The sequence below is a fragment of the Rheinheimera sp. SA_1 genome, from assembly GCF_001669775.1.
Lineage (GTDB): Bacteria > Pseudomonadota > Gammaproteobacteria > Enterobacterales > Alteromonadaceae > Pararheinheimera.
The window spans coordinates 13,304-36,832 of record NZ_LXWK01000001.1 but is presented as its reverse complement, the minus strand read 5'-3'; the positions used below and the strand labels follow the sequence as shown (position 1 = coordinate 36,832).

Below are 23,529 nucleotides of genomic sequence, written 5' to 3'. Positions count from 1 at the left end.
TTCTGCGGCGGTGGCAACAACAGCATTTTTGGATGCCATTGTTGCCACCGTTTTTTTAAGTTTTTATTTCCCGCACCAACGCATCCAGGCAGGCAGCGCAATAACAGCTGTCGCTTTTTGGTAACAACAAACGTTGTTCCGCCGTTATCGGCACCTGAAAACACCAGCAACTTAGATCTCCGGCGCAGACGGCGGTCTTGGCATTGACACTGGTGCCGGCGTTTGTCGCTGACGCCACCTGACATTGATTATCAGCACCACAGCGCGGGCAACTCATGCCTGACTCCGGCGCCAGCTAAACCAGCCAGTGGTGACTAACCCTGCCACCAAGCCCCAAAACGCCGAAGCAATACCAAAAAAGCTCACACCAGAAGCGGTGATCAACAAGGTCAGGATCGCCGCGTCCCGATGTTTGGTTTCAACAGTGGCCGTTGCCAGATTCGCGGCAATGGTACCAAGCAGCGCCAATCCGGCCACAGTAGCAATCAATTCTTTTGGAAAGGCTGCAAACAGCGCAACCACAGTGGCACCAGCCAACCCGGTCAGTAAATAAAATACCCCGGCCGCAATACCGGCAGTGTACCGTTTGTCTGGATCCGGATGCGCTTCCGGCCCGCTACAGATGGCGGCAGTAATAGCCGCCAAATTAATTGAAAAATTGCCAAAAGGTGCACTGACTAGCGTGATCAAACCGGTCCAGCTTAACATCGGCGATACCGGCGTCTGATAGCCGCTCGAGCGTAAAACCGCCAATCCAGGAATATTCTGCGACGTCATCGTCACCACAAAAAGTGGCACCCCAACCCCCAAAATAGCGGACCAGGACCAGGCAGGCGACACCCACACCAACTGCACCAAACTCAGCTCAACGCTGCTAAAATCGAGCTGTTGCTGGCTAAAGCAAAACAATACGCCTGTAAGCAGAACCAGTGGCACCGCGTAACGAGGCCAAAACCGTTTTGCCAGCAAAAAAACACCTATCATCAGCAATACCAGTATCGGCGAAGTCTGCATGCTGGTGAAAATATCCAGCCCAAACTTCAACATAATACCTGCCAGCATCGCAGCCGCTATCGGCAACGGAATGCGCCGGGTCAGTTTGTCAAACCAGCCACTGAGCCCCAGTGCGGTAGTCAGCACTGCGCTGAATATAAATACCCCAACTGCTTCGGCCAGACTAATGCCTTGCAAACTGGTCGCCAGCAGCGCCGCACCAGGCGTTGACCAGGCGGTCAGGATTGGCGCTTTGTAGTACCAGGAAAAACCAATACAACTGATCCCCATCGCAAAGCCCAACACTCCAACCCAGGAGGCGGTGATTTCTGCACTGGCGCCCGCAGCAGCCGCGGCCTGAAACACGATGGCAACCGAGCTGGCAAATCCAACCAACACCGCGACAAAACCGGCGACAATCGCAGACAGACTCCAATCATTTTTTTGCATGCGGTATTATCCCAAATCCTTGTTGTGATTGACTTCGTCAGCTTGCTTTTCCACAGTAGCAGCTGCATTGTCCCGCATCACTTTCGCCACATACCAGCAACTGGCCTGCACCTGCAGCTGTTGCTGCGCCGCCCAGCGAAGACCGTATTGCACCAGCTGTGCCGCCAGCCCTTGGCCACGAAATTCAGGGGGCACAAAGGTGTGCGTAAAATCCAGCGACGCTGGTGATAAACCCCTCGCGCTCAGCAATTGATAATCAAGCCGGGCTTGTTGGCCTTGCCATTCCAGAACAAAACATTGGTCGTCCGGATGATGAACGATGGCGGCTGTTGTCACGATAAATACTCCACTGGTCTAAGTTGTCAGGGAACTGAGTTAACGCCTGCAGCGCTGATCTTGCACCGGCAAAACCTTGCTGGCACTTCATGTCACACTTAATACCCAGATAACGATAAAATGTATCTTATCCTTGTCTGGACGTCCTACCATCCATTCACCTGCCGGAAACACTACTTTACGTATGACAACGCTATCATTTAAAGTGTGCGCCTGCTGAGAAAGGAGCCGCTGATGAAAATTTATCTATTGCCGCTGGTTTGCTGGTTAAGTTTGCAAAGTCATCCGCTGCTCGCGAATACCGCCGCCAGTGCCTATGAAAAGGCGCTGCAACACATGCAGCAACAAGCATTCCGGGAAGCAGAACTGGAACTTCGTAACAGCCTGCAACAACAACCAGATTACCTGCCAGCCAGATTACTGCTCGGCCAGGTATTATTGCAATCAGCGCAATGGCCAGCCGCAGAAAAAGAGCTGCAACTGGCACTTCAGGGTGGTGCGGCAGCCGATCCACTGGTATTTGATTTAATGCGGGCGCTGCTGGCACAACAAAAAACTGCCGAAACCAACGACTTATTAAAACAATATCAGCAGTTTGCTAATCAGCCAGCTTATCTCATCATGCAAGGCAAAGTCGAAAAAGCCAACGGCCGGTTCAACGAAGCGAACCAGTTTTTCCAACAGGCTTTACAACATCCCCAGCTTGCCGCCCTCGCCGACGAAGTGTGGTTTGAACTGGGAGAATTGCAGTTTAAACAACAATCTGTTGCAGCCAGCGATAGTCTGCGCAAAGTCCCCGCCGCTTCTGGTTATTTCCGTCAAGCGCAATACTTATTGGCGCAGTTGCAACAGAAACAACAACCCGCCGCAGCTTTGCAGATTTATGATCAACTGCTGAAAAAAGACCCAAAAGACGCCGCTGCCTTGCTGGCCAAAGCTCAGTTGTTGCTACAGACCGGTCAGATCGACGCTTCCTTACAGCTGGTTTTAAATTTCCGTGAACAATATCCGAATAATCCTTATGGCCAATTGATCCACGCCGCTTTAGTCGGACAGCAAGGCAATAGTACTGAGCGCGACCGGATGATCAAACAGGTGCAACAGCAGCTGTCTGGACTGTCCAACGAGCAAAAAGAGCAGCAGGAACTGTTAATGCTTACGGCCATTCTTGACTTTAGCGAAGGTCAATTTGCGCAGGTTATCCGCAAACTCAAACAATATCTGACGTTGTATCCGGCCAATGCCCGCGTGCATCAGTTGCTGGCACAAAGTCATTTCTTTTTACAGTCGTTGAGTGAAGCCGAAACCCAGGTAAAACTGGCGTTAGCATTGACCCCGGATGATGAAAATCTGGTGCTCATTGGCGCGACAATTTTACAAGCAGCAAACAAACACGACGAAGCACTGCAGCTGCTAGCAAAAGCGTATCAGCAAGCACCCGGCGATGATTTACTGCGTCAGTCTTACGCCCAGGCACTGGTGCGTGCCGGCCAATCGACCCAGGCGCAACAAGTACTGGCCAGCGCTACTTCCAGCGACAATCCACTGGCTGAATTACTACAGTTGGGTTATCTGCAACTGGAAGCAGGCCGCATCAATGAAGCCTCAACGAATGCCAGCAAACTGCTGGAGTTGGATCAGTCAAAAGTGGAAATTTTCCAGTTTGCCGGTGACGTCACACTTCGCAGCGGCGACTCCGCTGCAGCCAGCAAGTTTTTTCAGCAAGCACTGGTACTGGATAAAACCTTTAAACCGGCATTATTGTCGCTGGCTGGTATCGCACTTAATCAACAGTTATGGACACAAGCCATCGGTTATTACCAACAAATTCTGGAAAATGTCCCAAACGACAGCCTGACCTTGCAGTTACTGGCCGATGCGGCATTAAAATCAGGAGATGTCAGTAGCGCTATCACAGCGCTGGAGCAATTATCGGCACAAGACAACCGTTTGTTCCCGGCACGGTTGGCACTGCTCGAGCTGTATTTCGCTGATCATCAGACCGAAAAAGCCATGTTGTTACTGCAGCAACTGGAGCAACAATCTGATTTGCAACCAGAAATCTACCAGGCGAAAGTGAAGCTGGCGATGCTGCAGAAAAACACTGCACTTGCGCGCCACAACACAGAAATTTTGTTTGGGTTGTGGTACGACAATCCACAAAAACTGGTAACGCTGACTGATTTACAATTACGTAATAACGAGTATCAAGCGGCAGAAAAATCTATTCAACGGCTGATGGAACTGGCCGCCCCTGCCGGTGATTTGTTCAGTCTGAAAACCAGACTATCGCTGCAACAAGGTAAATTCGACCAGGCAAAACAACAGCTTGCTCAACTGAAACAACACAGCGGCGAAACCGCACAGTTTCAGGAACTGACCGCACATCTGTTATTGGCAACCGCCAAATACCCGGCTGCGATCCATTTGCTAAGCGGGTTATATCAACAAACTCCTGATCGACGTTATTTTGCCATGTTAATCACCGCCTATCGTGCCGCCGGCGATCTCAAAGCCTTACAACAGCTATTGGCCGATTATCTGCAGCAAAACCCCTCAGACCTTGCGGCAAGGTTGGAATTGGCAGATTTAATGACCCAACAAGGTGACCTGGCGCAAGCTCAGCAGCTGTATCAACAGGCACCTGATTTAGAAAAACAACCGATCCTACTGAATAATTTGGCTTTTTTGCTACTACCGCAACAACCAGAGTCTGCCTTAAAATTTGCCAGCCAGGCTTATCAGTTACTGCCACAACATCCACAAATTATTGATACCTATGGCTGGGCATTAACGAGTTCAGGAAAACCAGAACAAGCCTTGGGTGTATTACGGGACGCGGAGATTCGCTCACCGGATAACCAGATGATTCAATTACACTTAGTCGAGACTTTACGCCTGCTCAATCGGGTGGCTGAAGCAAAGACTTTAATGCAGAAAATTCAATCCAAAACGCTGCAGCCAGCGGAACAGCGGCTGGCAGACAAGATAAATGCCAACTTGGACTGACCGTAAGCGCTAACATCGCGAAAACAGCTACGTTAAATACATAATTTTCTTAATTTTATGTATTTATCTAATTTAGTTGAAACTCTAATTAATTGATTTAATTAATAACTGTCGCAGTAGTTAGCCACAGCGTGGCATTCGCAAATATTTAATAAAGACAACGTTGTCATTTAGTTATTTGATCAGTTATCATTGCGCAATATTTCAGCAATTCCGGACGTCCTGCTATGAAAAAATTGTCGCTGTTAAGCGCCGTATTCAGCCTGTTATTAAGCCCTTTAGGTTTCGCTGCCCAGATCAATCTGGGTCAGGCTGCCGAATATAACGCTTTTGTACAGAACAACTTCCAGGTGTCGTCTTCTGACACTCAGGGTCGAATTGCGGTCGGTGGCAATTTTATCGTGAAACCTCATCAGTACAGTCACGATAAAACCAATGCCGGATACAGTGTTGGCGATATGGTGCATGCTCCAGGCACCCCGTCGTTAGTGGTGGGTGGCAATATCGAACTGCATGCACAAGGCGGCGGACTGCAAATCCATAATACCGGCATCGACCATGGCACCGCCGTTTATAGCGGCACCTTGGTCAACGGCCACAAGATTGGCAGCGGCACCGCCAGCAAAGTGAATAAGTCTGAGTTACCGGTCGATTTTGACGCCGCATTTAAACATTTAAATTCACTCTCAGATCAGCTTGCCGCAATGACCGCATCGGCCACCACCACACCGGGTGCCAATGCTTCTTTAACTTTCCGGCCGGCAGTTCCAAGCGCTGATAAAGTTTACGTCTTTGAATTAACTCAAGAAATGTTAGACAGCTCTTACGGCATTAATATCGAAGGTGTCGAATCCGATGCGTTGGTGGTATTTAATGTCAGCAATACCACTGGATACGCCATGAAAAATTACAGCAACGGTGGTTTTTGTAAAACCGGTGACACCGGCTGTGCTGTGCTGAAATTAGAAACCGTTAAATTTAACGGGGTAAATACTGCGGGTGATACCAGTAAAGATCGCAATGCATCGCCACTTGCCAAGCAAGTACTGTTTAATTTTAATGATTTAAGCAATGTAAAACTGGCATCAAACGTCTTTGGTACTGTGCTGGCGCCAAAAGCAGCTATCCACTCAACGACCGCACCGATTTGGGGCCAGGTAATTGCGAACTCCTGGGTTGGTAATGCGCAGATTAACGTCGGTCGACTGACACCACGCGATGATGGTACGCCAGACGTCGCAGCACCGCCTGTGGTCGCGTTGTTCCTCGCGGCCTTGGCCAGCTTGTTATGGTTCCGCCGTCGCCAATTGTTTCCTTCGACAGCAATTGTGCAGCCACAATTTGCTTAAATATATTTACCTCTGCAGTCATTGAGGTTTATATCTCGATGACTGCAATTCGTGCTTATTTCACTCTGTATCAAAATCGTATTCCCGTTTGTTCTTGCCTCTAAAAATTATCCCTTCAACATAGTCCGTTCCCTCGTAAAAAACTGCATGCAAGATGCTGTTTTCTTGGTAATCTATCTTTTCAGGCGTGGGATCACATCACCCACAGATCAATTGCGTTTGGAGTTGTTATGACCCGTATTGGCACCCCTGCCAGCCAGACGAGCACGAAAGTGCTGTTATTAGGCGCCGGCGAGCTGGGAAAAGAAGTCTGTATTGAATTAAAACGTTACGGCTGCGAAGTTATCGCAGTGGATCGTTATGTCAATGCGCCAGCGATGCAAGTCGCGGATCGGCACTACGTCATTTCAATGCTAAATGGCGCAGCCCTGCGGCAATTGGTGATCAAAGAAAAACCTGATCTGATTGTACCCGAGCTCGAAGCCATCGCGACTGCAACTTTGCTGGAACTGGAGCTCGAAGGCTTCAACGTGATCCCAAGTGCACGTGCCGCCAATCTAACAATGAACCGTGAAGGCATCCGCCGCCTTGCCGCCGAAGAGCTACAACTGCCAACATCGCCGTTTCAGTTTGCTGATGATCATGCCAGCTATTTGGCAGCAGTTGCCGCCATCGGATATCCCTGCGTGGTCAAACCTATCATGTCGTCGTCAGGTAAAGGCCAGTCGGTGCTGAAAAGTGACGCTGACTTAGCTGCCGCCTGGCTTTATGCCCAAGAAGGCGGCCGGGCCGGCAAAGGCCGGGTCATTGTCGAAGGTTTTATTGATTTTGATTACGAAATCACGTTGCTGACAGTATGTTCTATCAGCGGCACCCAATTTTGCGCCCCAATTGGTCATCGGCAGGAAAAAGGTGATTACCGCGAGTCGTGGCAACCGCAGGCCATGTCAGTGGCAGCTTTGACCAAAGCAGAAGACTATGCACGCAGCATTACCGCTGCACTCGGTGGGTTTGGTGTTTTTGGCGTAGAACTGTTTATTAAAGGTGATGACGTCTGGTTCAGTGAAGTGTCACCACGGCCACACGATACCGGTATGGTGACGCTGATGTCGCAAAATCTGTCAGAATTTGCGCTGCATGCCCGCGCTATTTTAGGTCTGCCAATCCCGGTTATTCGCCAATTAGGTCCAACGGCCTCGGCGGTATTGCTGGCTAGCGGCCAATCGCAACAAATGGTGTACCACAATATTCAGCAGGCACTGGCCGAGCCGGATACTGAAATTCGTATTTTTGGTAAACCCGAAATTCAGGGCGAACGCAGGCTTGGTGTGGGTTTGGCTCAGGCCGACACAGTACAGGCCGCGGTAGATAAAGCTTTGCGGGTGATTGCTGCCATCGAAGTCGAACTATAAAAATGGAGCTTTAACAGGACACAACAACGAAAGAAAGCGCAAACCAAACTTTGCCAGTCTGCCCGGTTGTCTCCTACACTGTAAAACTGATCATAAGCAACATTGAATATTCGGTCTTATGCTCAGCTCAACCTGCAGTTCTGCAACAGCAGTGCTGAATTGTCGTGGTCGCAACAATGAGGAAATGTACATGATTTTGTTAGTCGGTGGGGAAAAAGGCGGCAGTGGCAAAAGTTGCCTGGCGCAAAATATCGCCGTGTATTTTTCAACCCAGAAGAACGCTAATGTGATTCTGGTCGATTGTGATCCACAGCGAACAACGTCGGATTGGGTACAGGAACGCCATTTGTCACCCAATGTCCAATGGATTAACTGTGTGCAGATGTACGGCAAAATCCGCTACGAGCTGAAAAGTCTGGAACACCATTATGACTATGTCATTGTCGACTGCGGTGGACAGGACAGCGTTGCATTGCGCTCAGCTATGTCAGTTGCATCACATGTGCTGTTGCCGCTGCGACCGAAACGTCGGGATTTAAAAACGCTGGAACACCTGGAAGATCTGGTCAGCAATTGTAATGTGGTGAACCCGGATATGATTGTCGCTTGCGTGATGACGCAATGTCCGTCGTTGCCAAATCAGGCGAGCCGGATCCTGGACGCCAAAGAAGTGGTACGTTCATTTACTTTAAGAGTACTGAACGGTGTCACTTACAGCCGCAACATCTACGACGACAGCGAAGAAAAAGGTATGTCTGTGATGGATACTGAGCCGGATGGCAAAGCCGCTACAGAAATCAAAGACATAATTATTGAACTGATGGCAATGAAGGCAATTCAAGAAGATGGCATTGACCGATCTGAAAAAAAATTCAACACGATCGAATAAACGTACTTTTACCGTGGAAGAATTTATTGCCGATGCTGAAAACTATGCGATGGGTATTCCCCAAATCGTTAGTATCCGGCAGGCACCAGCCGAAGACTCAACACATCTGTTGAGCCGCGGCCCGATGCGGCATGCCACTTTCACCTTAAGTGCTGAAGCTATCGAAGTGTTGAATAAATTAAGTAAAGAAAGCGGCGTGTCTAAATCTAAGTTAATCCGCCAGCTTATTTTGAGCGTTAACGAACAAAACCAAAGTTCGGCGGCCACTTCGGTTAAATCTGTGGTGGTGAAGAAAGTTGAATAAGAAATACCCAAAAGCATTGATGATGCGGGTAGGCGACGAGTGAGCGAGACTGGAACGCCAGCCCGACCCAAGAGCATCGCCGTTCTATGTGACTGGCCGCGCTGGCGTTCCAGTCGGACTGACGCTTCAGCGAGTAAACGAAGTCAACACCCCCGCAACTTCAAGGATGACGGGTATAACACGGGCTGAAGTTACAGCCCGTGGCTTGAATCCTGAATAATGGTACAAACTTTACCGATCGGCTCGCCGTAAAACAGCGGGTGGAACTGGCGGTCGATGCAGTAAGCTTGTTGAAATTCCAGCACAGCAGCTTTACTGCTTCCGACTTTTTGCAGTTCAGTTTGTTGGCCTTTACCCAAGGTAGCCCCAAACTCCTGTAAACGATTCGCCAGTTTTTGTAATGCTTGTTCGGCTTTTACCTGACTGGCGTTATGGGTAGTGTCGGTAAATTTAGCATATAGCTTTTGCTTGTAGGGCAGCAGCACCGGATGGTCCGAAAACGTCGCCAGAAGTAATACAGCGACTATAATCCACAATAGTTTTTTCATGACTACACCTTACATCTTTTCAGTCAATCATTCAGCACGGCTTTATTGTACAGCGAATCCACTAAATACCAAATCTTCTGGCAAGACGAGGATGAACCTGGCTGCAGGCTGTCACCGTCGTTGACAGTGAGCTATCAACAAAGATGGCAACAACCTTAGTAGAAAAGTATTATTTTTATCTATTTCAATGAATTACAGACAACCTCCGTTCTGGTTCAGCTTTTGCATAATCCATGAGTATTCGACTAAAGATAACATTGACAGATCCAGTATGAGGTTGCCAAGACCATGATCTGTCAACATTTACTGCTATAATCGCCGACAGTTGACGCTTCCTGCTGAAGTGACAACCGTTGCAGCAACCGAGGTAACAAGTGACTGAACAACCCAAGCATCAACCCATTCCGATTAAAGTAGACATGTACAATCCGAAAGATGCCGCGGCCTACCCGGCTCGTGATCGGATTTATGTCAGAGCGGTCAAAGGCTTACATCAACAACTCCGACGTTATATGGGGTTTGTATTTTTAGGGTTGTTTATGCTGTTGCCCTGGCTGCAGTTTGAGGGGCATCAGGCCATTTTATTTGATATCGGCGAGCAGAAGTTTCATATTTTCGGCATGACCTTATGGCCGCAGGATTTCACCATTATGGCGTGGATCCTGGTTATTTCCGCTTATGCATTGTTTTTTGTCACCACCTTTTATGGCCGGGTCTGGTGTGGGTATTTATGTCCACAAACCGTCTGGACTTTCCTCTTTATTTGGGTCGAAGAAAAAGTCCAGGGCACTCGCAATCAGCGGATGAAACTGGATAAAGAACCCTGGTCGCTCAGTAAAGTCGCGAAAAAAACCTTCACGCATGTCAGCTGGTTGCTGATTTCGCTGCTGACATCGCTGATTTTCGTCGGTTATTTCACCCCAGTTGAACATTTGTTTATTGATTTCTTCAGCGGTAACGCCAGCTTCTGGGCCATGGTTTGTGTCATTACTTTTATGGTGTGTACCTATGGCAATGCGGGCTGGATGCGGGAAATTATGTGCACCCATATTTGCCCTTACGCCCGTTTTCAGTCGGCGATGTTTGACAAAGACACCTTCACCGTCACTTATGACAGTGCCAGGGGCGAAAATCGTGGGCCACGTGCCCGTAAAGATGCAGCTTACAAGGAAAAAGGGCTTGGCGATTGTATCGACTGCAATCTGTGTGTGCATGTATGCCCTACCGGTATCGACATTCGCAACGGCTTGCAATACGAATGTATTAACTGCGGCGCCTGTATTGACGCCTGTGACGATACAATGGACAAAATGGGTTACCCCAAAGGCTTAATCAGCTACACCACCGAGCATAGCCTGCAAGGTAAACCAAGCAAAATATTGCGGCCAAAACTGCTGGGTTATTTTATGGTGTTGGTGGTGGTGACTGCAGCCTTTGGCGTTACTTTGTGGACGCGGGTGCCGGCAGAACTGGATATTGTCCGTGATCGGGGCAGCTTGTTCCGTGAAACAGATGAAGGACTGATTGAAAACACCTATACCATCCGAATTATTAATAAATCACAACAAGATCAAACCTTTGTGCTGAGTTTCACCGGAATTGAAAAAGCAAGCTGGATTGGCGAGCAGGAAGTCACCATTAAAGGCGGCGACACAGCTGGTATTCCGATCAGCTTATCCCTGGACCCGGCCGACGCGACCAAACCGGTGCTGGATATCGAGTTTCAGGTGCGAAATAAAGCTGATGCCGATATTGAACTGACCCAAGGTAGCAAGTTTTTCGCCGGGCGGTAGCCACCTGAACGGGTCTGTCAGCAACGAACAGACCCGGTATACCCAAAATCATTGGAGATGTGGGTAGGCGACAAGTGAGCGAGACTGGAGCGCCAGCCCGGCCCGGAGCATAGTTGTCCTATGTGACTGGGTCGGACTGGCGCCCCAGCGAGCGAGCGAAGGTAACAACCCCACATCTTCAAGGATGCAGGGTATAAATGGATAGCTGCAACCCTGGGAAGCCGTTACACTGGCGCCTTGTGAATATGAGGTCAACCATGGCTGCAGCCTTTGATTTTTCTGAATTATCCCCTGATATAATTCTTGATGCCTGCCAGCATTATGGCTTTTATGCCGAGTCTGGTTTATTGGCTTTAAACAGTTACGAAAACCGGGTTTACCAGTTTAAAGCCGATGATGGCGAGCGTTATGTCGTCAAATTTTACCGGCCACAGCGTTGGTCTGCGGCGCAAATCCAGGAAGAACATCAGTTTGCTTTTGAACTACAGGCGGCAGAAATCCCGGTGGTGGCGCCGCTGAAGGTGGCAGGCGAGTCGTTATTACCTTATCTGGGTTATCAGTTTGCAATATTCCCCAGCCGTGGCGGACGCGCCCTGGAAGCCGATGATGACGAGCAACTTTGCCAGCTCGGGCGATTTTTAGGTCAGTTGCACCAACTAGGCAGTGCCCGACCCTTTACCGCACGCCCAACTTTATCGGTACAGGAATTTATTATCGACAGTCAGCAGTTTTTAGTGTCGAGTGGGCTGTTAAGCCGCAATATCGAACAACAACTCAACACTGTACTTGAACAGCTTACCCAACTTTGCCTCCAGCAATTCCGGCCAAAACAGCTTATTCGTACCCATGGTGACTGCCACCTGGGTAATTTGTTTTTTAATCAGCAGCCGTTTTTTGTTGATTTAGACGACTGCCGTCAAGCGCCAGCGATGCAGGATTTATGGATGTTATTGGGCGGGGATGCCATTGAACAACGCTACAAACTAGAACTGTTGCTCGAAGAGTACCAGCAATTTTGTGACTTTGATTTTAGCCAGCTACAACTGATTGAATCACTGCGCAGTATGCGGATGGTGCACTATATGGCGTGGCTGGCACGGCGTTGGTCGGATCCGGCTTTTCCGCTGCATTTCCCATGGTTTAATACCGATGCTTATTGGCAGCAGCAGTTGGTAGTGTTGCAGGATCAGTGCCTGCGCATGCAGCAACCACCGCTGCGCTTACATCCATATGATTATTAACTTGTCGTGCTGCTGTACAGCGTAAATTCTGCTGGTGTAAGCTGTGCGCAAGTTTTAAATTGTGGGTTCGCCGCAGGTGGGCCTGAGCTGATTTGATGATAAAGGTGGAATAACACGATGAAGAAATTGATGTTTTTGGTCGCGGCATTGTTCATGGCACCAGCTTTGGTTGCGCAAACGACCTACGAAGAAGGTGAACACTACGAAGTGATTTCTGAGCAGCGCAGCGCTAAACCGGAAGTGAAAGAGTTCTTCTCTTATTATTGCCCAGCCTGTAATGCGATCGACCCGGTGGTGCAAACTGTGATGAAATCATTGCCAGAAGGCACCACCTTTAAAAAATATCATGTCGATTTTATGGGTGCAGCTTCTCCGGAGATTCAAAAAACCTTAACCACCGCCATGGTGCTGGCTAAAACTCAGGGTAAAGGCGATGAAGTAAACAAAGCCTTTTTTAACCATATTCATAAAGATCGTAAAGCCTTTGCCAATGACGCCGAAATCCGTGACGTGGTGGTGGCAGCCGGTGTTGATGCCGCAGCTTATGATAAACATCTGAATAATTTCATGGTGAAAACTCAGGTGAATCTGATCCAGAAAGAGCAAGCTACATTCACCAAATCCAGAGTGTTAAACAGCGTACCAACTTTTATTGTGAATGGTCGTTTCAAAATTAACGTCGCGAAACTTGACCGGAACAATCAGGAACAGGACTTCAAAAACCTGATCAACTTCTTATTGCAACAACCTTAATCGCGCCGGAGACGTTATGTTCTATCGTACTTTTATCAGTTTGCTTGCCGCGTTGTCACTGTATGCTTGTGATGCGAATGCCAACAAGTTTGTTGCTGGCGAGCATTACGAAGTCGTGGCAGAGAAGTCCACCAGCAAGCCGGAAATCAAAGAATTCTTTTCTTTTTATTGTGGCCATTGTTTCGCGTTCGAACCTTTCGCCCACAAATTAAGCAAAAACCTGCCACAAGGGGTTGAGCTGGAAAAAGTGCATGTCGATTTCCTGCCAGCCGCGAGTCCGGAAATGCAAGCTGCCTTGTCCCGCGCTTATGTTGTCGGCAAAAATGCTGGCCAGGGCGAACAGGTTGCGGCGATGATTTTTAATTATATTCATCGCCAACAAGCCACTTTCACAACAGATTCCGATATCCGCAACTTGTTGTTAGTGAACGATTTTGACGCCGCTACTTTTGATAAGAACTTCAACAGCATGCCGGTGTTGTCTGCCGCGGCAAAAATGAAAGAGCATCAACTATTCTGGAGTCAAAACAGAGTATTAACCGGCGTACCGACGCTGCTGGTCAACGGTAAATATAAGCTGAAATTCGACAAACTTGATCCGGAAAACTTTGATGCCGAGTTAAAGGAACTGGTCAGTTATTTGCTGGCGAAGAAAGACTAAACCCAGCACTGAAGCTACGAGCCCGGTTCTGTACCGGGCTTTTTATTTGCCAGAACTTACCAATGAATTTCAGTGAGCACATCAGGGATCTCGCCCAAAAAGCTTTTCACGATCCGATTGTTTTCATCGACCAGCACAATTCGTGGGATCCCGACATTGGTGAACTGATGATACATCGCCCGATCGGCGTCAACCACTAGCGGAAACTTCACCTGATAATCAGCTGCAAACTTGCGCAGACTCGCCACATTTTCTTCGCGGCCGATGCCAACAATTTGCAGGTCTTTTTGATGAACCAAAGGTGATGCGATAATTTTCTGAAAGGCACGTTGTGAATCGTGGCAAGTGGTGCCAAAGAAAATCACCAGTTTGCGCTGGTTAGGCTGGGTCAGTGAAACTTGCTGGTTTTCAATCGACGTCAGGGTGGTCAGCGGCATTAAATCACCAGCTTTTAATCGCTGTTCTGTCTGACGAACCGGTGCAACTGCAGCCGTTGGTAGCGTTGTTGCCGGGGAAACTTTTCCGGCACGAGTGACCGTTGCAGGCGCCTCTGCCACAGTGGCACAGGCAGGGATCAGCGGTAACAAGCCTATTAATAATGTAATTTTGAGATTCATTCGAACTTCCTGTTGAAGATGTTTAACCAGCCTGGACCGCCGGTACAAAGAAAAGGTTAACAGCAGAGCTTTTTTAAACGAACTGGTTCGCCAGTGCAAACTGTTTCGACAAGCTGATGACGTCCTTCTTCCCGGCTCAGGGATTTCTGCAACCGGATATTCCAACACCGCACGAAACAAGGTATAACGGCTTGATGAAAATTCCAAAACGAATCCAACCGCTGGTCGACGAAGGCCTGGTCGACGAAGTGCTGCGTCCGCTGATGAGTGGCAAAGAAGCTGCCGTATTTGTCGTGCGTTGTGGCGAGCATATTCGCTGCGCCAAAGTCTATAAAGATGCCGATCACCGCAGCTTCAAGCAAGCCGTGCAATATCAGGAAGGCCGTAAAGTTCGCAGCAGCCGTCGTGCCCGCGCGATGGAAAAGGGCTCCAGATACGGCCGGCAACAACAAGAAAACAGTTGGCAGAATGCCGAAGTCAGTGCCCTGTATAAACTGGCCGATGCCGGTGTGCGGGTGCCGGAACCTTATGGCTGCTTCGACGGCGTGTTGCTGATGGAGCTGGTGACCGATGCTGACGGGGATGTCGCACCTAGACTCAATGATGTTGCCATGTCAGCCGAACAGGCCATTGAAGATCACGCCATTATGATGCGTTACATTATGCGCATGCTGGGCGTAGGTTTAGTACATGGTGATTTATCCGAATTTAACGTGTTGGTCGACAGCTACGGCCCGGTGGTGATTGATTTGCCGCAGGCGGTTGATGCCGCCGCCAATAACAATGCCGGCTGGATGTTGGAACGGGACGTTAACAATATGACCCAGTACTACGGCCAGTATGCACCGGAACTGTTGCAAACCCGTTTTGCCAAAGAAATCTGGGCGCTATATCAGGCGGGTGATTTTGATCCGGAAGCCGAACTGACCGGTGAGTTTACCGATCCAACCGAAGCGGCTGATGTTGACTCAGTGCTGGAAGAAATCAAAGCCGCCTTTGCTGAAATGGTCGAGCGCCAGGAACGCAAGCAGGCTGCTGACGAGCCGGATGAGCGTTAGCCGGTTATTGCAGCACAGTTGAAACCAAATATGCTGCCGTCAGGTTTTGTGTTGAATCATGCCTGCGTGCCTCTTAAAGCAGTCCACGCAATGTCAGGGGGTATTGATGTTAGTGCATAAAGACCGTTCTGTACTGCTGGTGATTGATTTACAACAAAAATTGGCGCCAGCCATCCATCAGCTTGCAGCCGTCATGAAATCTGCCTGCTGGGTACTGCAAATCGCCAATCAGCTGCGCATACCCGTACTTTGCACCGAGCAATACCCGCAAGGTCTGGGGCCAACAGTCCCAGAGGTTGCGACTTTGCTCGCCGAAGCAACAGTTCTGGAAAAAATCCATTTCAGTGCCTGGCGCGAACCGGCTATTCAACACAAAATACAGCAGCTTAAAAAACAACAACTCGTGTTGCTAGGTACCGAGGCGCATGTCTGCGTACTGCAAACGGCGATGGATTTAATCGAAGCTGGATTTTCAGTCTTTGTGGTTGAAGAAGCGGTTGGTTCAAGAACTCCAGCCAATAAAGCATTAGCGCTCAGCCGGTTGCAACAGGCCGGCGCGCAGATCATCAGTCAGGAAATGCTGGCTTTTGAATGGCTGGAACAGGCCGCTACCGACCAGTTCCGCCACATTAGCCGTGGTTGGTTACGTTAGCCAATGCACGCAACCGGGTGAACAACAGCAAGAACAGTAAGTTAACCGCCAATCACCGGTAATGGTTTGGCGGTTTGCCAGACTCCCCGGCTAAAATCCGGAAAATCTTTGCTATTGCCACGATCCGATACAGATGCGACCGACAACGGCAGTACCGCTGACCATGCCGCACCGTCATATACATCCTGATCCAGCGGTTCGGCGTTACGCAGGCAATAAATCAACCGCCAGCACATCAGAAAGTCCATGCCACCGTGCCCGCCATTGCGCTCGGCATCGGCGCCCATTCTCCGCCATAGCGGGTGATCATACTGCTGATACCAAGGCTCCATATCGGTTTGCCAATGGTGATAATCACCATTGCCGCCCTGCTCCAGCGCAATCCGGTTTGGGAAACCGGCAAACACGCCATTGGTGCCCTGGATCAAATTATGCCGGCTGTATGGTCTTGGCGTGGTCGTATCATGCTGCAGCATAATCGTACGGCCTTGCACGGTTTTAATGATACTGGTGTTGATGTCGCCACAAATGTAATTAAGTTGATTACGTTGGTGATCCGCCGGGAACTCACGTTTGGCGTAGGCAGCACGGCCCAATGCTGGTGAACTCATTGAATTCAGATAATCAAAGCGGTCGCCGCGATTGATATTCATATATTGCGCGATAGGCCCAAGGCCATGGGTTGGGTATAAATTTCCGTTTAGCTTTGCTTGGTAAGCGGTACGCCAGGAGCCGGTTTTGCGCTCAATTTCTTTCATTTGCCAGCGTAATTCATGAATATACGCTGCCTCGCCGTGCAATAACTCGCCAAATACGCCCTGTCGGACCATATTCAGCACCATCAGTTCGTCACGACCATAACAGACATTTTCCAACATCATGCAATTACGTTGGGTCAGCTCGGCGGTATCCACCAGATCCCACATCTCTTCTAGCGTCAGCGCCAGCGGCACTTCCACAAAAGCGTGTTTCCCTGCCAGCATCGCCGCTTTTGCCATCGGATGATGCCACTGCCATGGCGTTGCGATCACCACAATGTCGACGTCTTCGCGGTTGAGTAATTCCAGATAGGATTGCGGATGATCACCATACCAGGCTGGTATTGGCTTACCGTTTTGTTGGAACATTTCTTTGGCACGGGCAATGGTGATGGGGTCGGTATCACAAATCGCCGTAATCAGCGCCCCTTCGATATTGGAAAAATGCCCGATGTAACCAACACCACGTTCACCAACACCAATCAAACCAATCCGCACCAACGGCATAGCGGGCACCACCAGACCCATCACCGATTTACCCAGCGCTTTGGGTTGTGGTTTTTGGGTTTGACTGCAAGCGACGGTATTGGCGAGTACGCCAAGCGCCGCTGTAGCCAGCGAAGCTTTCATAAAATGGCGGCGGTTAAAATCGGTCATGTCTGGTCCTGTGTCAGAAGTTGCTTTAACTATTGTCAGCAGCACCAGAATTATCGGGTGACACCCACAAGTTCGAAAGCAAATGAAACACAAAATCGGCATTAATTCAATATTAAAGCGCCAAATATCGTCAGATAAACTTTCAATGACTTTCCATTGCCCGTCAACAGAGATGTGGCACCGTCAAACTTTACTCACTGATTTCAACAGCGGTTGGCATTAACTGCAATAACACAATCGGTTTGGTGACCAAGGCAGCATCAAAAGCCGTGTTATTTCGCTCGGCAATTTCCGCCAGATGTTCTCGGCTGGACTCTAAATCAAGTTCGGTTTTCACTAGTTGACCGGTGGCAAAGGCTTTTTTTCCTTTGGAACTCACCGGAAATACCATATCGCCATCCCGCACTTTAATTTTGAATTGTTGCTCTGCAGCATCGGACGCCAACTGCATCCAGCAGCCCTTGTTGCTACAGACACTGATAATTTCGCCCTGCACTGTCACTGGCTTCGCCAGATACTTGTCCGGCGCTGCGACGATACTGGAAATGGGCGTTAATGCTGTGTGGTCGACTTTTCCTCCGAAATTTTGTGCTGCTAAAACTGTGCTAACCCCAAGGCTTACCATCACCAAAACCGATTTAATCACTGTGTGCATATGCTCTCCAAAAATAAAAATTTGATGCCCAGAAAGAACCACGACTGAATAGTTTTACCTGAAATGACTCATATCAACCAGCGCCAAAGACTTGAGGCTGAATAGAAAAAACCACCTACAATACAAATATCAAACAAATATCAAATTATTATCAACTATTTAGATGAGTTAACAGGCACATTTTTACATTGATGCTGCAGCCATACTTTTAGCTGTAATTCATCTGCAATGACACGACCGACCCAAGAGGAATAGCCCGATGACTGGAATTAATCTTAATATTCAGAATAGTTATGCTGCGTTGTATAGCACGTCTCTGGCGCAAACTAATAATCAGCCCCGTAACATTAATATGGGCGCTGCAGCAGAGACCACAGCTAATATTACAGGCCGCGGTGAAAATTTAACGCTAAGTGCAGAGGCTATTGCTCTGTCACAACAGACATCAGAACCAACCCCTCCAATTGACGTGACACCACTTGGTTCAGGAACGGGGATCAGACCACCGGGAGCACCGGCAGTTGACAGCGATACGGCAACTAGCCCCTCATTAACCCCTTAAGTAAGTCACTGAAAAATATGCAAAACGAATTTGTTACGCTGATGGTTAGCTTTGATAACCACCTATTTTTTGGGTTTATCTTACTATTGTGTTTCTCAATTGTTGTGTATAAAAAAATGTCGTCAGTTACCACTGCATTCTTTGCCCTATGTTGCTGGCAGGCATTTTCCATCGCAGTCACCCCTTTTTTGTACCAACTCGCATCCAATGAAGGCATCCTTTATAAGTTTTCGTGGTATGGCACTTGGATCATTAGTAATTTGTTTTTTATCTGGATGATCTATCAGTTTCATTCGGTACAAAAACTTCGCGCATCCTCAGTTGCAATAGCGGTGTCGACGTTAATCCTAGCAATCAGCGTAGTACAAGCCGTCGACTTTATTGACCGAGCAACGACCAATAGCGGGCTGATGGCAAACTTTTACCAATTATTTATTCCTGCGGCGAATATCGCCATTATTCCAGTCGTCACTTATCTCTGGCTGTATGAATATAGAAAGACCATCAATATCGCCGCAACGGGAGCCTGACATGGAATTTATTTTGGTGTTAATTTCACTCTCATTACTGATGATTTCGTATCATTTTCATACCAAGCTCTGCGCATTAGCTGGCGAACCACAAATTTACGCCGAAGTCGCCCTCGAGTTACATCAGCGGGCGCATGAACTGTTAATTCGCAAAGATCATATTGAAGCCAGTCAAAGCCCGGAAGGTAGTGACGAAAACGAGCGCTGGAAGAATGATTTAGCGCAGTATATGGAAGATTTCGAGCAAAAAGGTTTAGTCAGAAGACGTGTCCATCTTGGGCGTTAACCAGCCACAATTTCCATAGCCGTTGCACTGAATATCGCCAAGGGCAGGTTTCATCACCTGCCCTTGGTATGTTGTCCTTAGCTTCTGGCTTTGCCGGTTGCTTTGACTGCGGATCTGCCTTGTTGCGTCAAACGACCCGACTGTTTCACCGGATGCAACAATTGCTGCCAGAACCAACCGGCCAAAGGCCCGGTGACATCGGCTTCGGCGTTGGTCAGTAGCACTAAACCGTAACCTGTTTGCGGCGAATAAGCGATATAGGGGCGATAACCATCCACCACTCCGGCATGGTAGTACAACGACTGACCATCATATTGCACCATCCGCCAGCCCCGACCATACCAGGCACTGACCTGTTTAAATTGTTGCCACACCGGCCAACGTGGTTTGCCCGGCATTTTCGTTAAAGGTTGCTGCAACTGACTCAGTAAAGACTCAGGCAATACCGTTGGTTGCTGTCCTAACATTGCTTGTAGGTACACCGCCAAATCACGGGCACTGGCATTTACACCTGCTGCAGCGCCAAAGCGGTAAAAATTCGCTTTGGGCTTCACCACCCGCCAGCCTTTCCCACCACGTTGATGCGGCATGGCTTTATTGCGTGACGCCAATAACGGCGCCAGTCCGACCGATGCAGTTTGCATCCCCAGCGGTTTAAACACCCGTTGCTGCAGTAAATCAGCGTAATTCAGACCAGTGGCGCGCTCCAACGCATCACCCAGCAAACCAAAAAACACATTCTGATAACTGTAACAACGACCCAGCGGGCATACCGGACTGAGTTCTTTTAATCTTGGTAAGATTTGCGCCGGCGTTTTGTCGGCTTCGATCAAATCCTCAAAGGCGTGCGCCCAAAAACCACTGCTGTGAGACAACACTTGCTCCATGGTCAAACTTTGCGACAGCTGTGGTGTGCGTAACTTCAGCTCGGGCACATAGCGGGTCAAGGGTTGCTGTAACTGCAATTGCTGTTGTGCCTGTGCCTGCACCAGCGACACACCGGCAAAGGTTTTGGAAACCGAGGCCAGCCGAAATACGGTATCCGCATTGACCCTGGCTTTTTCGCCAACCACCCGCACGCCATAACTGCCAATTTTGATGATCCGATCGTTTTTGACAATGGCATAAGCACCGCCAGGCACTTTGGCTTTTTGCAGCTTCTGCTGAAATTCCTGTTCAAAAGCTGCCACCAATTGCTGCTCTGATGGACCCGCCGGACTGGCAAACACTCGAAAACAACACAACACCAACATCAGCAACACACACCGCGAGCAAAAAAGGCCCATCAAAAAACTCCAATCCAATCAAAAGTCTGTCAGCACGCTACCGTACTGTGCTTTGCCGTATTGTCAGCAAATAAAATCAAGTACGAACAAAACTAACGGTTCCATTGCAACAAGGGTGTAGGATCAAGCTGCTGCCCCTGTTGCAGCAACTCAAAATGTAAATGTGGGCCAGTCGCAATACCACTCGCACCCACAGCGCCAATCTGCTGACCTGCGCTCACCCGCGAACCAGATTGCACCGAAAAGTTGTCCAGATGCGCATACAAGGTTTGGTAACCCTGACCGTGGTCCAGCAGTACGACTTTGCCGAAGCGTGAATGCAAGCTTTGACTATCGGCAATCAGCACCACGCCATCTTCGCTGGCAAACACCGGATCACCGGTGCTACCGTCAAAATCTATACCCTGATGTGGTCGATTCTGCCGGATGGGGCTGACGGTGCCGTAGCCGGAATTCACCTTCGCCTGCGCCACCGGTAATTGCCATTGACCAGAAGGCCCAAGCTGCCCCTGCAGCACGCTGCAACCGATATTCAACAGTAACGCCAGGCTCAATAGCACAAGCGGCAACCAGAGCAGCAATCGGGCATTGATATTGTTGGTTTGAAACAAAGCCGCCAGTCGCTGCCGGTAACTTGCTTCATCGCCACTGGCCTGAGTGAAACTGGCAAGTCCGGGAGTCGCTTGTTGCTGGCAAAGTTTCAGACTGCCGACGAGTGTCAGGCCATATAACAATGCCTGTTGCGGTTGTGCCGCCAGCACTTGCCGATCTACCGCCAGTTCCATGGCCTGACCAAAACATCGCTCAAAATGCCGCAGCGCCGGATTAAACCAACAGACAGCTACCACCAACCGCCAGCCCAATAACTGCCAGGGATCACGACGCTGCCAATGTTGTAATTCGTGCGCCAGCAACAAGGCACGCTGCTGATTGTTAAATTGCCAGTAATAAGCCGGCAACATCAGCACGGCCTGGCGGACTCCAAAAATAAAAGGTGATATCGCCAGGCCGTGCTGCCGGATTTGAATATGCTGGAGTCGCGAGTCAAGGCTTGGTATCGCTTGCTCTGGAGTCATCGGCTCAAGTGTATACAGCTCTGCAAGTGAAACGGGCTGCGCCAGATGATATAAAGCCCGAAGCTGCAAATACTGCCGGGTCAGCCGCCATAACTGCCAGCATGTGCCGAGTACAACCACCACAAACAGTGTTTGTAGCAACCAGTCCAGCGGCTGCCATTTAACGAGTGCAGGGTGTTGCGCCGTCACCGTCAGTTGCCCGATCTGCTCGGTAGCATCCAATAAAAAGGTCTCCGGCAACTGGATTACAACCGGCCATTGCCACTGTGGCCACAACGGCACCGAGGCCAGCAGCAATAGCCACCAATACAAAGTCGGCCATTGTAGTAGTGGTGCGCTGCGACGTTGCAATACCACCAAAACCAGTGACAGCAATGTCGTCCACAGCACAAAAGCTGATAATTTCAGGAGTAGCAGGCTTAACAATTCAAGGCTCCTCAGAATCAGCCGGTTTGGTTGCTGCCTGAGCGGCAGCAAGCTGCAGTAACAGCTGTTCTAAATCAGCAATTTCAGCGGCGCTGACCAGTTTACTATCGGCGAACATCGCCACCGGCAATGGGCCATCGATTTCGAAGATCCGTTTGGCAAAGTCCTGAGCAAAACCAGCCAGCGTGGTCATTTTGTCCAACGTTGCGAGGTAAATATTTTTGTTGCCCTGCACTTGCACTGATACAAAGCCTTTTTCGCCCATCCGCTCCAGTGTTTTGCGGGTCGATGAATAACCCCAGCCGAGCACAGTTTCCAGCTCGTCATGCAATTCGCGGGCAGTTAACGGTTGTTTTTGCCAAAGTAGTTTGAGAATTTCCAGTTCAGGCGCGGTGGGTTGGTGCATAGCGGAACGGCTGTTCAGAAAGAAGTTAATCGCATACTGCGACAATGGTCGCAGTATGGCAAGAATTATTTGCGACCAATGTCGCAGGAGGTGAAACTTTAGCTTATTTTAATCAACCAGCCAATGCCCAGTTCGCTGCAGCCTGCGCATGAATTTGCGTGGTATCAAATAACAATACCTGCGCATCGGCAGCACCAACCAACAGCGAAATTTCGGTGCAACCCAGAATAATCGCCTCTGCGCCTTGCTGCACCAGTTGCTGCATGATCCGCCGATACACCTGGCGGGAATCATCACGAATAATGCCATGGCACAGCTGCTGGTAAATGATGTCGTGCACTAATTGCCGATCCGCTTCGTTCGGCGTCAACACCTGCAACTCAAAGCGATCTTGCAGCCGTTGTTTGTAAAAATCCTGCTCCATGGTAAAGCGCGTACCCAATAACGCCACTCGCTGTAAACCATGTGCCCGAATTTGCTGCGCAGTAGCATCGGCAATATGCAGCAGAGGAATTTGTACTGCAGCTTCGATCGCTGGAGCAACTTTGTGCATGGTATTGGTACAAAGCACGATCGCTTCGGCGCCGGCCGCTTGTAATGCCAAAGCTTGTTGCGCCAATAAATTGCCGGCAGCTTGCCAGTCACCCTGCCGCTGCAACAGTTCCACTTCAGCAAAATCGACACTCGCCAGCACGATTTTTGCGCTGTGCAGTCCGCCTAAACGGAGCTGCACCTGGGTATTAATTTCACGATAATACGGAATGGTCGATTGCCAGCTCATGCCACCAATTAAGCCAAGTGTTTTCATTTAGCATCAGGCTC

General features: G+C 49.3%; 25 protein-coding genes. 14 read left to right on the top strand and 11 right to left on the bottom strand.

The window, feature by feature from the left end:
* Window positions 1-55 precede the first annotated feature (55 nt).
* From A5320_RS00185 to A5320_RS00175, 3 genes are read right to left on the bottom strand one after another with little or no spacing between them, the layout of a single operon-like run.
* On the bottom strand, window positions 56-277 hold the full coding sequence (locus A5320_RS00185; RefSeq protein ID WP_068059381.1) for a cysteine-rich CWC family protein: 222 nt from the start codon (window positions 275-277) through the stop codon (window positions 56-58).
* Window positions 274-1,443, bottom strand: coding sequence for a benzoate/H(+) symporter BenE family transporter (locus A5320_RS00180; protein ID WP_068059378.1), 1,170 nt, complete (start codon window positions 1,441-1,443; stop codon window positions 274-276). Before A5320_RS00180 ends, A5320_RS00185 begins: the two co-directional genes overlap by 4 nt.
* Window positions 1,444-1,449: 6 nt before the next feature.
* Window positions 1,450-1,779, bottom strand: a complete 330-nt coding sequence (locus tag A5320_RS00175; protein WP_068059375.1) for a GNAT family N-acetyltransferase — start codon at window positions 1,777-1,779, stop codon at window positions 1,450-1,452.
* Window positions 1,780-2,013: 234 nt separating this feature from the next.
* Here A5320_RS00175 and prsT point away from each other — a divergent pair, with 234 nt between their 5' ends.
* The 5 genes from prsT to A5320_RS00150 all read left to right on the top strand — a co-directional run bounded on the left by prsT (window position 2,014) and on the right by A5320_RS00150 (window position 8,742).
* A complete protein-coding gene (gene prsT, locus A5320_RS00170; RefSeq protein ID WP_068059371.1) occupies window positions 2,014-4,788 on the top strand; it encodes an XrtA/PEP-CTERM system TPR-repeat protein PrsT in 2,775 nt (924 codons plus the stop codon).
* Window positions 4,789-5,015: 227 nt separating this feature from the next.
* The gene (locus A5320_RS00165; protein WP_068059368.1) at window positions 5,016-6,137 is read left to right on the top strand and encodes a choice-of-anchor A family protein; all 1,122 of its coding nucleotides are present in this window, start codon (window positions 5,016-5,018) and stop codon (window positions 6,135-6,137) included.
* A gap of 230 nt (window positions 6,138-6,367) precedes the next feature.
* Window positions 6,368-7,549 (top strand): formate-dependent phosphoribosylglycinamide formyltransferase, encoded by a 1,182-nt coding sequence (purT, locus tag A5320_RS00160; protein WP_068059365.1) that lies wholly within the window; start codon window positions 6,368-6,370, stop codon window positions 7,547-7,549.
* 190 nt (window positions 7,550-7,739) lie between these two features.
* Window positions 7,740-8,438 carry a nucleotide-binding protein gene (locus A5320_RS00155; RefSeq protein WP_068059558.1) on the top strand — a complete coding sequence of 233 codons (699 nt, stop codon included), beginning with the start codon at window positions 7,740-7,742 and terminating at the stop codon, window positions 8,436-8,438.
* A complete protein-coding gene (locus A5320_RS00150; RefSeq protein ID WP_068059362.1) occupies window positions 8,395-8,742 on the top strand; it encodes a CopG family transcriptional regulator in 348 nt (115 codons plus the stop codon). The genes A5320_RS00155 and A5320_RS00150 overlap by 44 nt, the downstream gene beginning before the upstream one ends.
* A gap of 191 nt (window positions 8,743-8,933) precedes the next feature.
* Here the strand turns inward: A5320_RS00150 and A5320_RS00145 are convergent, their stop codons facing one another.
* Window positions 8,934-9,290 carry a hypothetical protein gene (locus A5320_RS00145; protein ID WP_068059359.1) on the bottom strand — a complete coding sequence of 119 codons (357 nt, stop codon included), beginning with the start codon at window positions 9,288-9,290 and terminating at the stop codon, window positions 8,934-8,936.
* A 374-nt stretch (window positions 9,291-9,664) separates the two neighbouring features.
* On the opposite strand from A5320_RS00145, the gene ccoG reads away from it, so the two are divergent.
* The 4 genes from ccoG (at window position 9,665) to A5320_RS00125 (ending at window position 13,738) form a co-directional block, all read left to right on the top strand.
* Window positions 9,665-11,083: a cytochrome c oxidase accessory protein CcoG gene (gene ccoG / locus A5320_RS00140; RefSeq protein ID WP_231916625.1), complete on the top strand. Its 1,419-nt coding sequence runs from the start codon at window positions 9,665-9,667 to the stop codon at window positions 11,081-11,083.
* Between the two features lie 257 nt (window positions 11,084-11,340).
* Window positions 11,341-12,324, top strand: a complete 984-nt coding sequence (locus A5320_RS00135; protein ID WP_197489932.1) for a serine/threonine protein kinase — start codon at window positions 11,341-11,343, stop codon at window positions 12,322-12,324.
* 117 nt (window positions 12,325-12,441) lie between these two features.
* Window positions 12,442-13,077, top strand: coding sequence for a thiol:disulfide interchange protein DsbA/DsbL (locus A5320_RS00130; RefSeq protein WP_068059353.1), 636 nt, complete (start codon window positions 12,442-12,444; stop codon window positions 13,075-13,077).
* 16 nt (window positions 13,078-13,093) lie between these two features.
* Window positions 13,094-13,738, top strand: coding sequence for a thiol:disulfide interchange protein DsbA/DsbL (locus A5320_RS00125; protein WP_068059351.1), 645 nt, complete (start codon window positions 13,094-13,096; stop codon window positions 13,736-13,738).
* Between the two features lie 56 nt (window positions 13,739-13,794).
* On the opposite strand, the gene A5320_RS00120 is transcribed toward A5320_RS00125, so the two are convergent.
* Window positions 13,795-14,355 carry a TlpA family protein disulfide reductase gene (locus tag A5320_RS00120; protein ID WP_082971457.1) on the bottom strand — a complete coding sequence of 187 codons (561 nt, stop codon included), beginning with the start codon at window positions 14,353-14,355 and terminating at the stop codon, window positions 13,795-13,797.
* A 194-nt stretch (window positions 14,356-14,549) separates the two neighbouring features.
* On the opposite strand from A5320_RS00120, the gene A5320_RS00115 reads away from it, so the two are divergent.
* Both A5320_RS00115 and A5320_RS00110 read left to right on the top strand, forming a co-directional pair.
* Window positions 14,550-15,413 carry a PA4780 family RIO1-like protein kinase gene (locus A5320_RS00115; RefSeq protein WP_068059348.1) on the top strand — a complete coding sequence of 288 codons (864 nt, stop codon included), beginning with the start codon at window positions 14,550-14,552 and terminating at the stop codon, window positions 15,411-15,413.
* Between the two features lie 106 nt (window positions 15,414-15,519).
* Window positions 15,520-16,065: a hydrolase gene (locus A5320_RS00110; RefSeq protein ID WP_068059345.1), complete on the top strand. Its 546-nt coding sequence runs from the start codon at window positions 15,520-15,522 to the stop codon at window positions 16,063-16,065.
* 41 nt (window positions 16,066-16,106) lie between these two features.
* On the opposite strand, the gene A5320_RS00105 is transcribed toward A5320_RS00110, so the two are convergent.
* Complete coding sequence (locus A5320_RS00105) at window positions 16,107-17,480, bottom strand: Gfo/Idh/MocA family oxidoreductase (RefSeq protein ID WP_068059342.1); 1,374 nt, start codon at window positions 17,478-17,480, stop codon at window positions 16,107-16,109.
* 190 nt (window positions 17,481-17,670) lie between these two features.
* Entirely contained in the window at window positions 17,671-18,135 is a 465-nt protein-coding gene (locus A5320_RS00100) for a DUF4920 domain-containing protein (protein WP_068059339.1), read from the bottom strand.
* Window positions 18,136-18,394: 259 nt separating this feature from the next.
* On the opposite strand from A5320_RS00100, the gene A5320_RS00095 reads away from it, so the two are divergent.
* The 3 genes from A5320_RS00095 to A5320_RS00085 are packed head-to-tail and all read left to right on the top strand — an operon-like array spanning window position 18,395 to window position 19,513.
* Window positions 18,395-18,697, top strand: a complete 303-nt coding sequence (locus tag A5320_RS00095) for a hypothetical protein (protein ID WP_068059336.1) — start codon at window positions 18,395-18,397, stop codon at window positions 18,695-18,697.
* Between the two features lie 17 nt (window positions 18,698-18,714).
* Window positions 18,715-19,227, top strand: coding sequence for a hypothetical protein (locus A5320_RS00090; protein WP_068059334.1), 513 nt, complete (start codon window positions 18,715-18,717; stop codon window positions 19,225-19,227).
* A 1-nt stretch (window position 19,228) separates the two neighbouring features.
* On the top strand, window positions 19,229-19,513 hold the full coding sequence (locus A5320_RS00085) for a hypothetical protein (RefSeq protein WP_068059331.1): 285 nt from the start codon (window positions 19,229-19,231) through the stop codon (window positions 19,511-19,513).
* A gap of 77 nt (window positions 19,514-19,590) precedes the next feature.
* On the opposite strand, the gene A5320_RS00080 is transcribed toward A5320_RS00085, so the two are convergent.
* The 4 genes from A5320_RS00080 to A5320_RS00065 form a co-directional block, all read right to left on the bottom strand.
* Window positions 19,591-20,799, bottom strand: coding sequence for a serine hydrolase domain-containing protein (locus A5320_RS00080; RefSeq protein WP_068059328.1), 1,209 nt, complete (start codon window positions 20,797-20,799; stop codon window positions 19,591-19,593).
* 92 nt (window positions 20,800-20,891) lie between these two features.
* Window positions 20,892-22,301 carry a M23/M56 family metallopeptidase gene (locus tag A5320_RS00075; protein ID WP_068059326.1) on the bottom strand — a complete coding sequence of 470 codons (1,410 nt, stop codon included), beginning with the start codon at window positions 22,299-22,301 and terminating at the stop codon, window positions 20,892-20,894.
* A 1-nt stretch (window position 22,302) separates the two neighbouring features.
* Window positions 22,303-22,707, bottom strand: a complete 405-nt coding sequence (locus A5320_RS00070) for a BlaI/MecI/CopY family transcriptional regulator (protein ID WP_068059323.1) — start codon at window positions 22,705-22,707, stop codon at window positions 22,303-22,305.
* 112 nt (window positions 22,708-22,819) lie between these two features.
* Entirely contained in the window at window positions 22,820-23,515 is a 696-nt protein-coding gene (locus A5320_RS00065; RefSeq protein ID WP_068059320.1) for an aspartate/glutamate racemase family protein, read from the bottom strand.
* Between the last annotated feature and the right edge of the window lie 14 nt (window positions 23,516-23,529).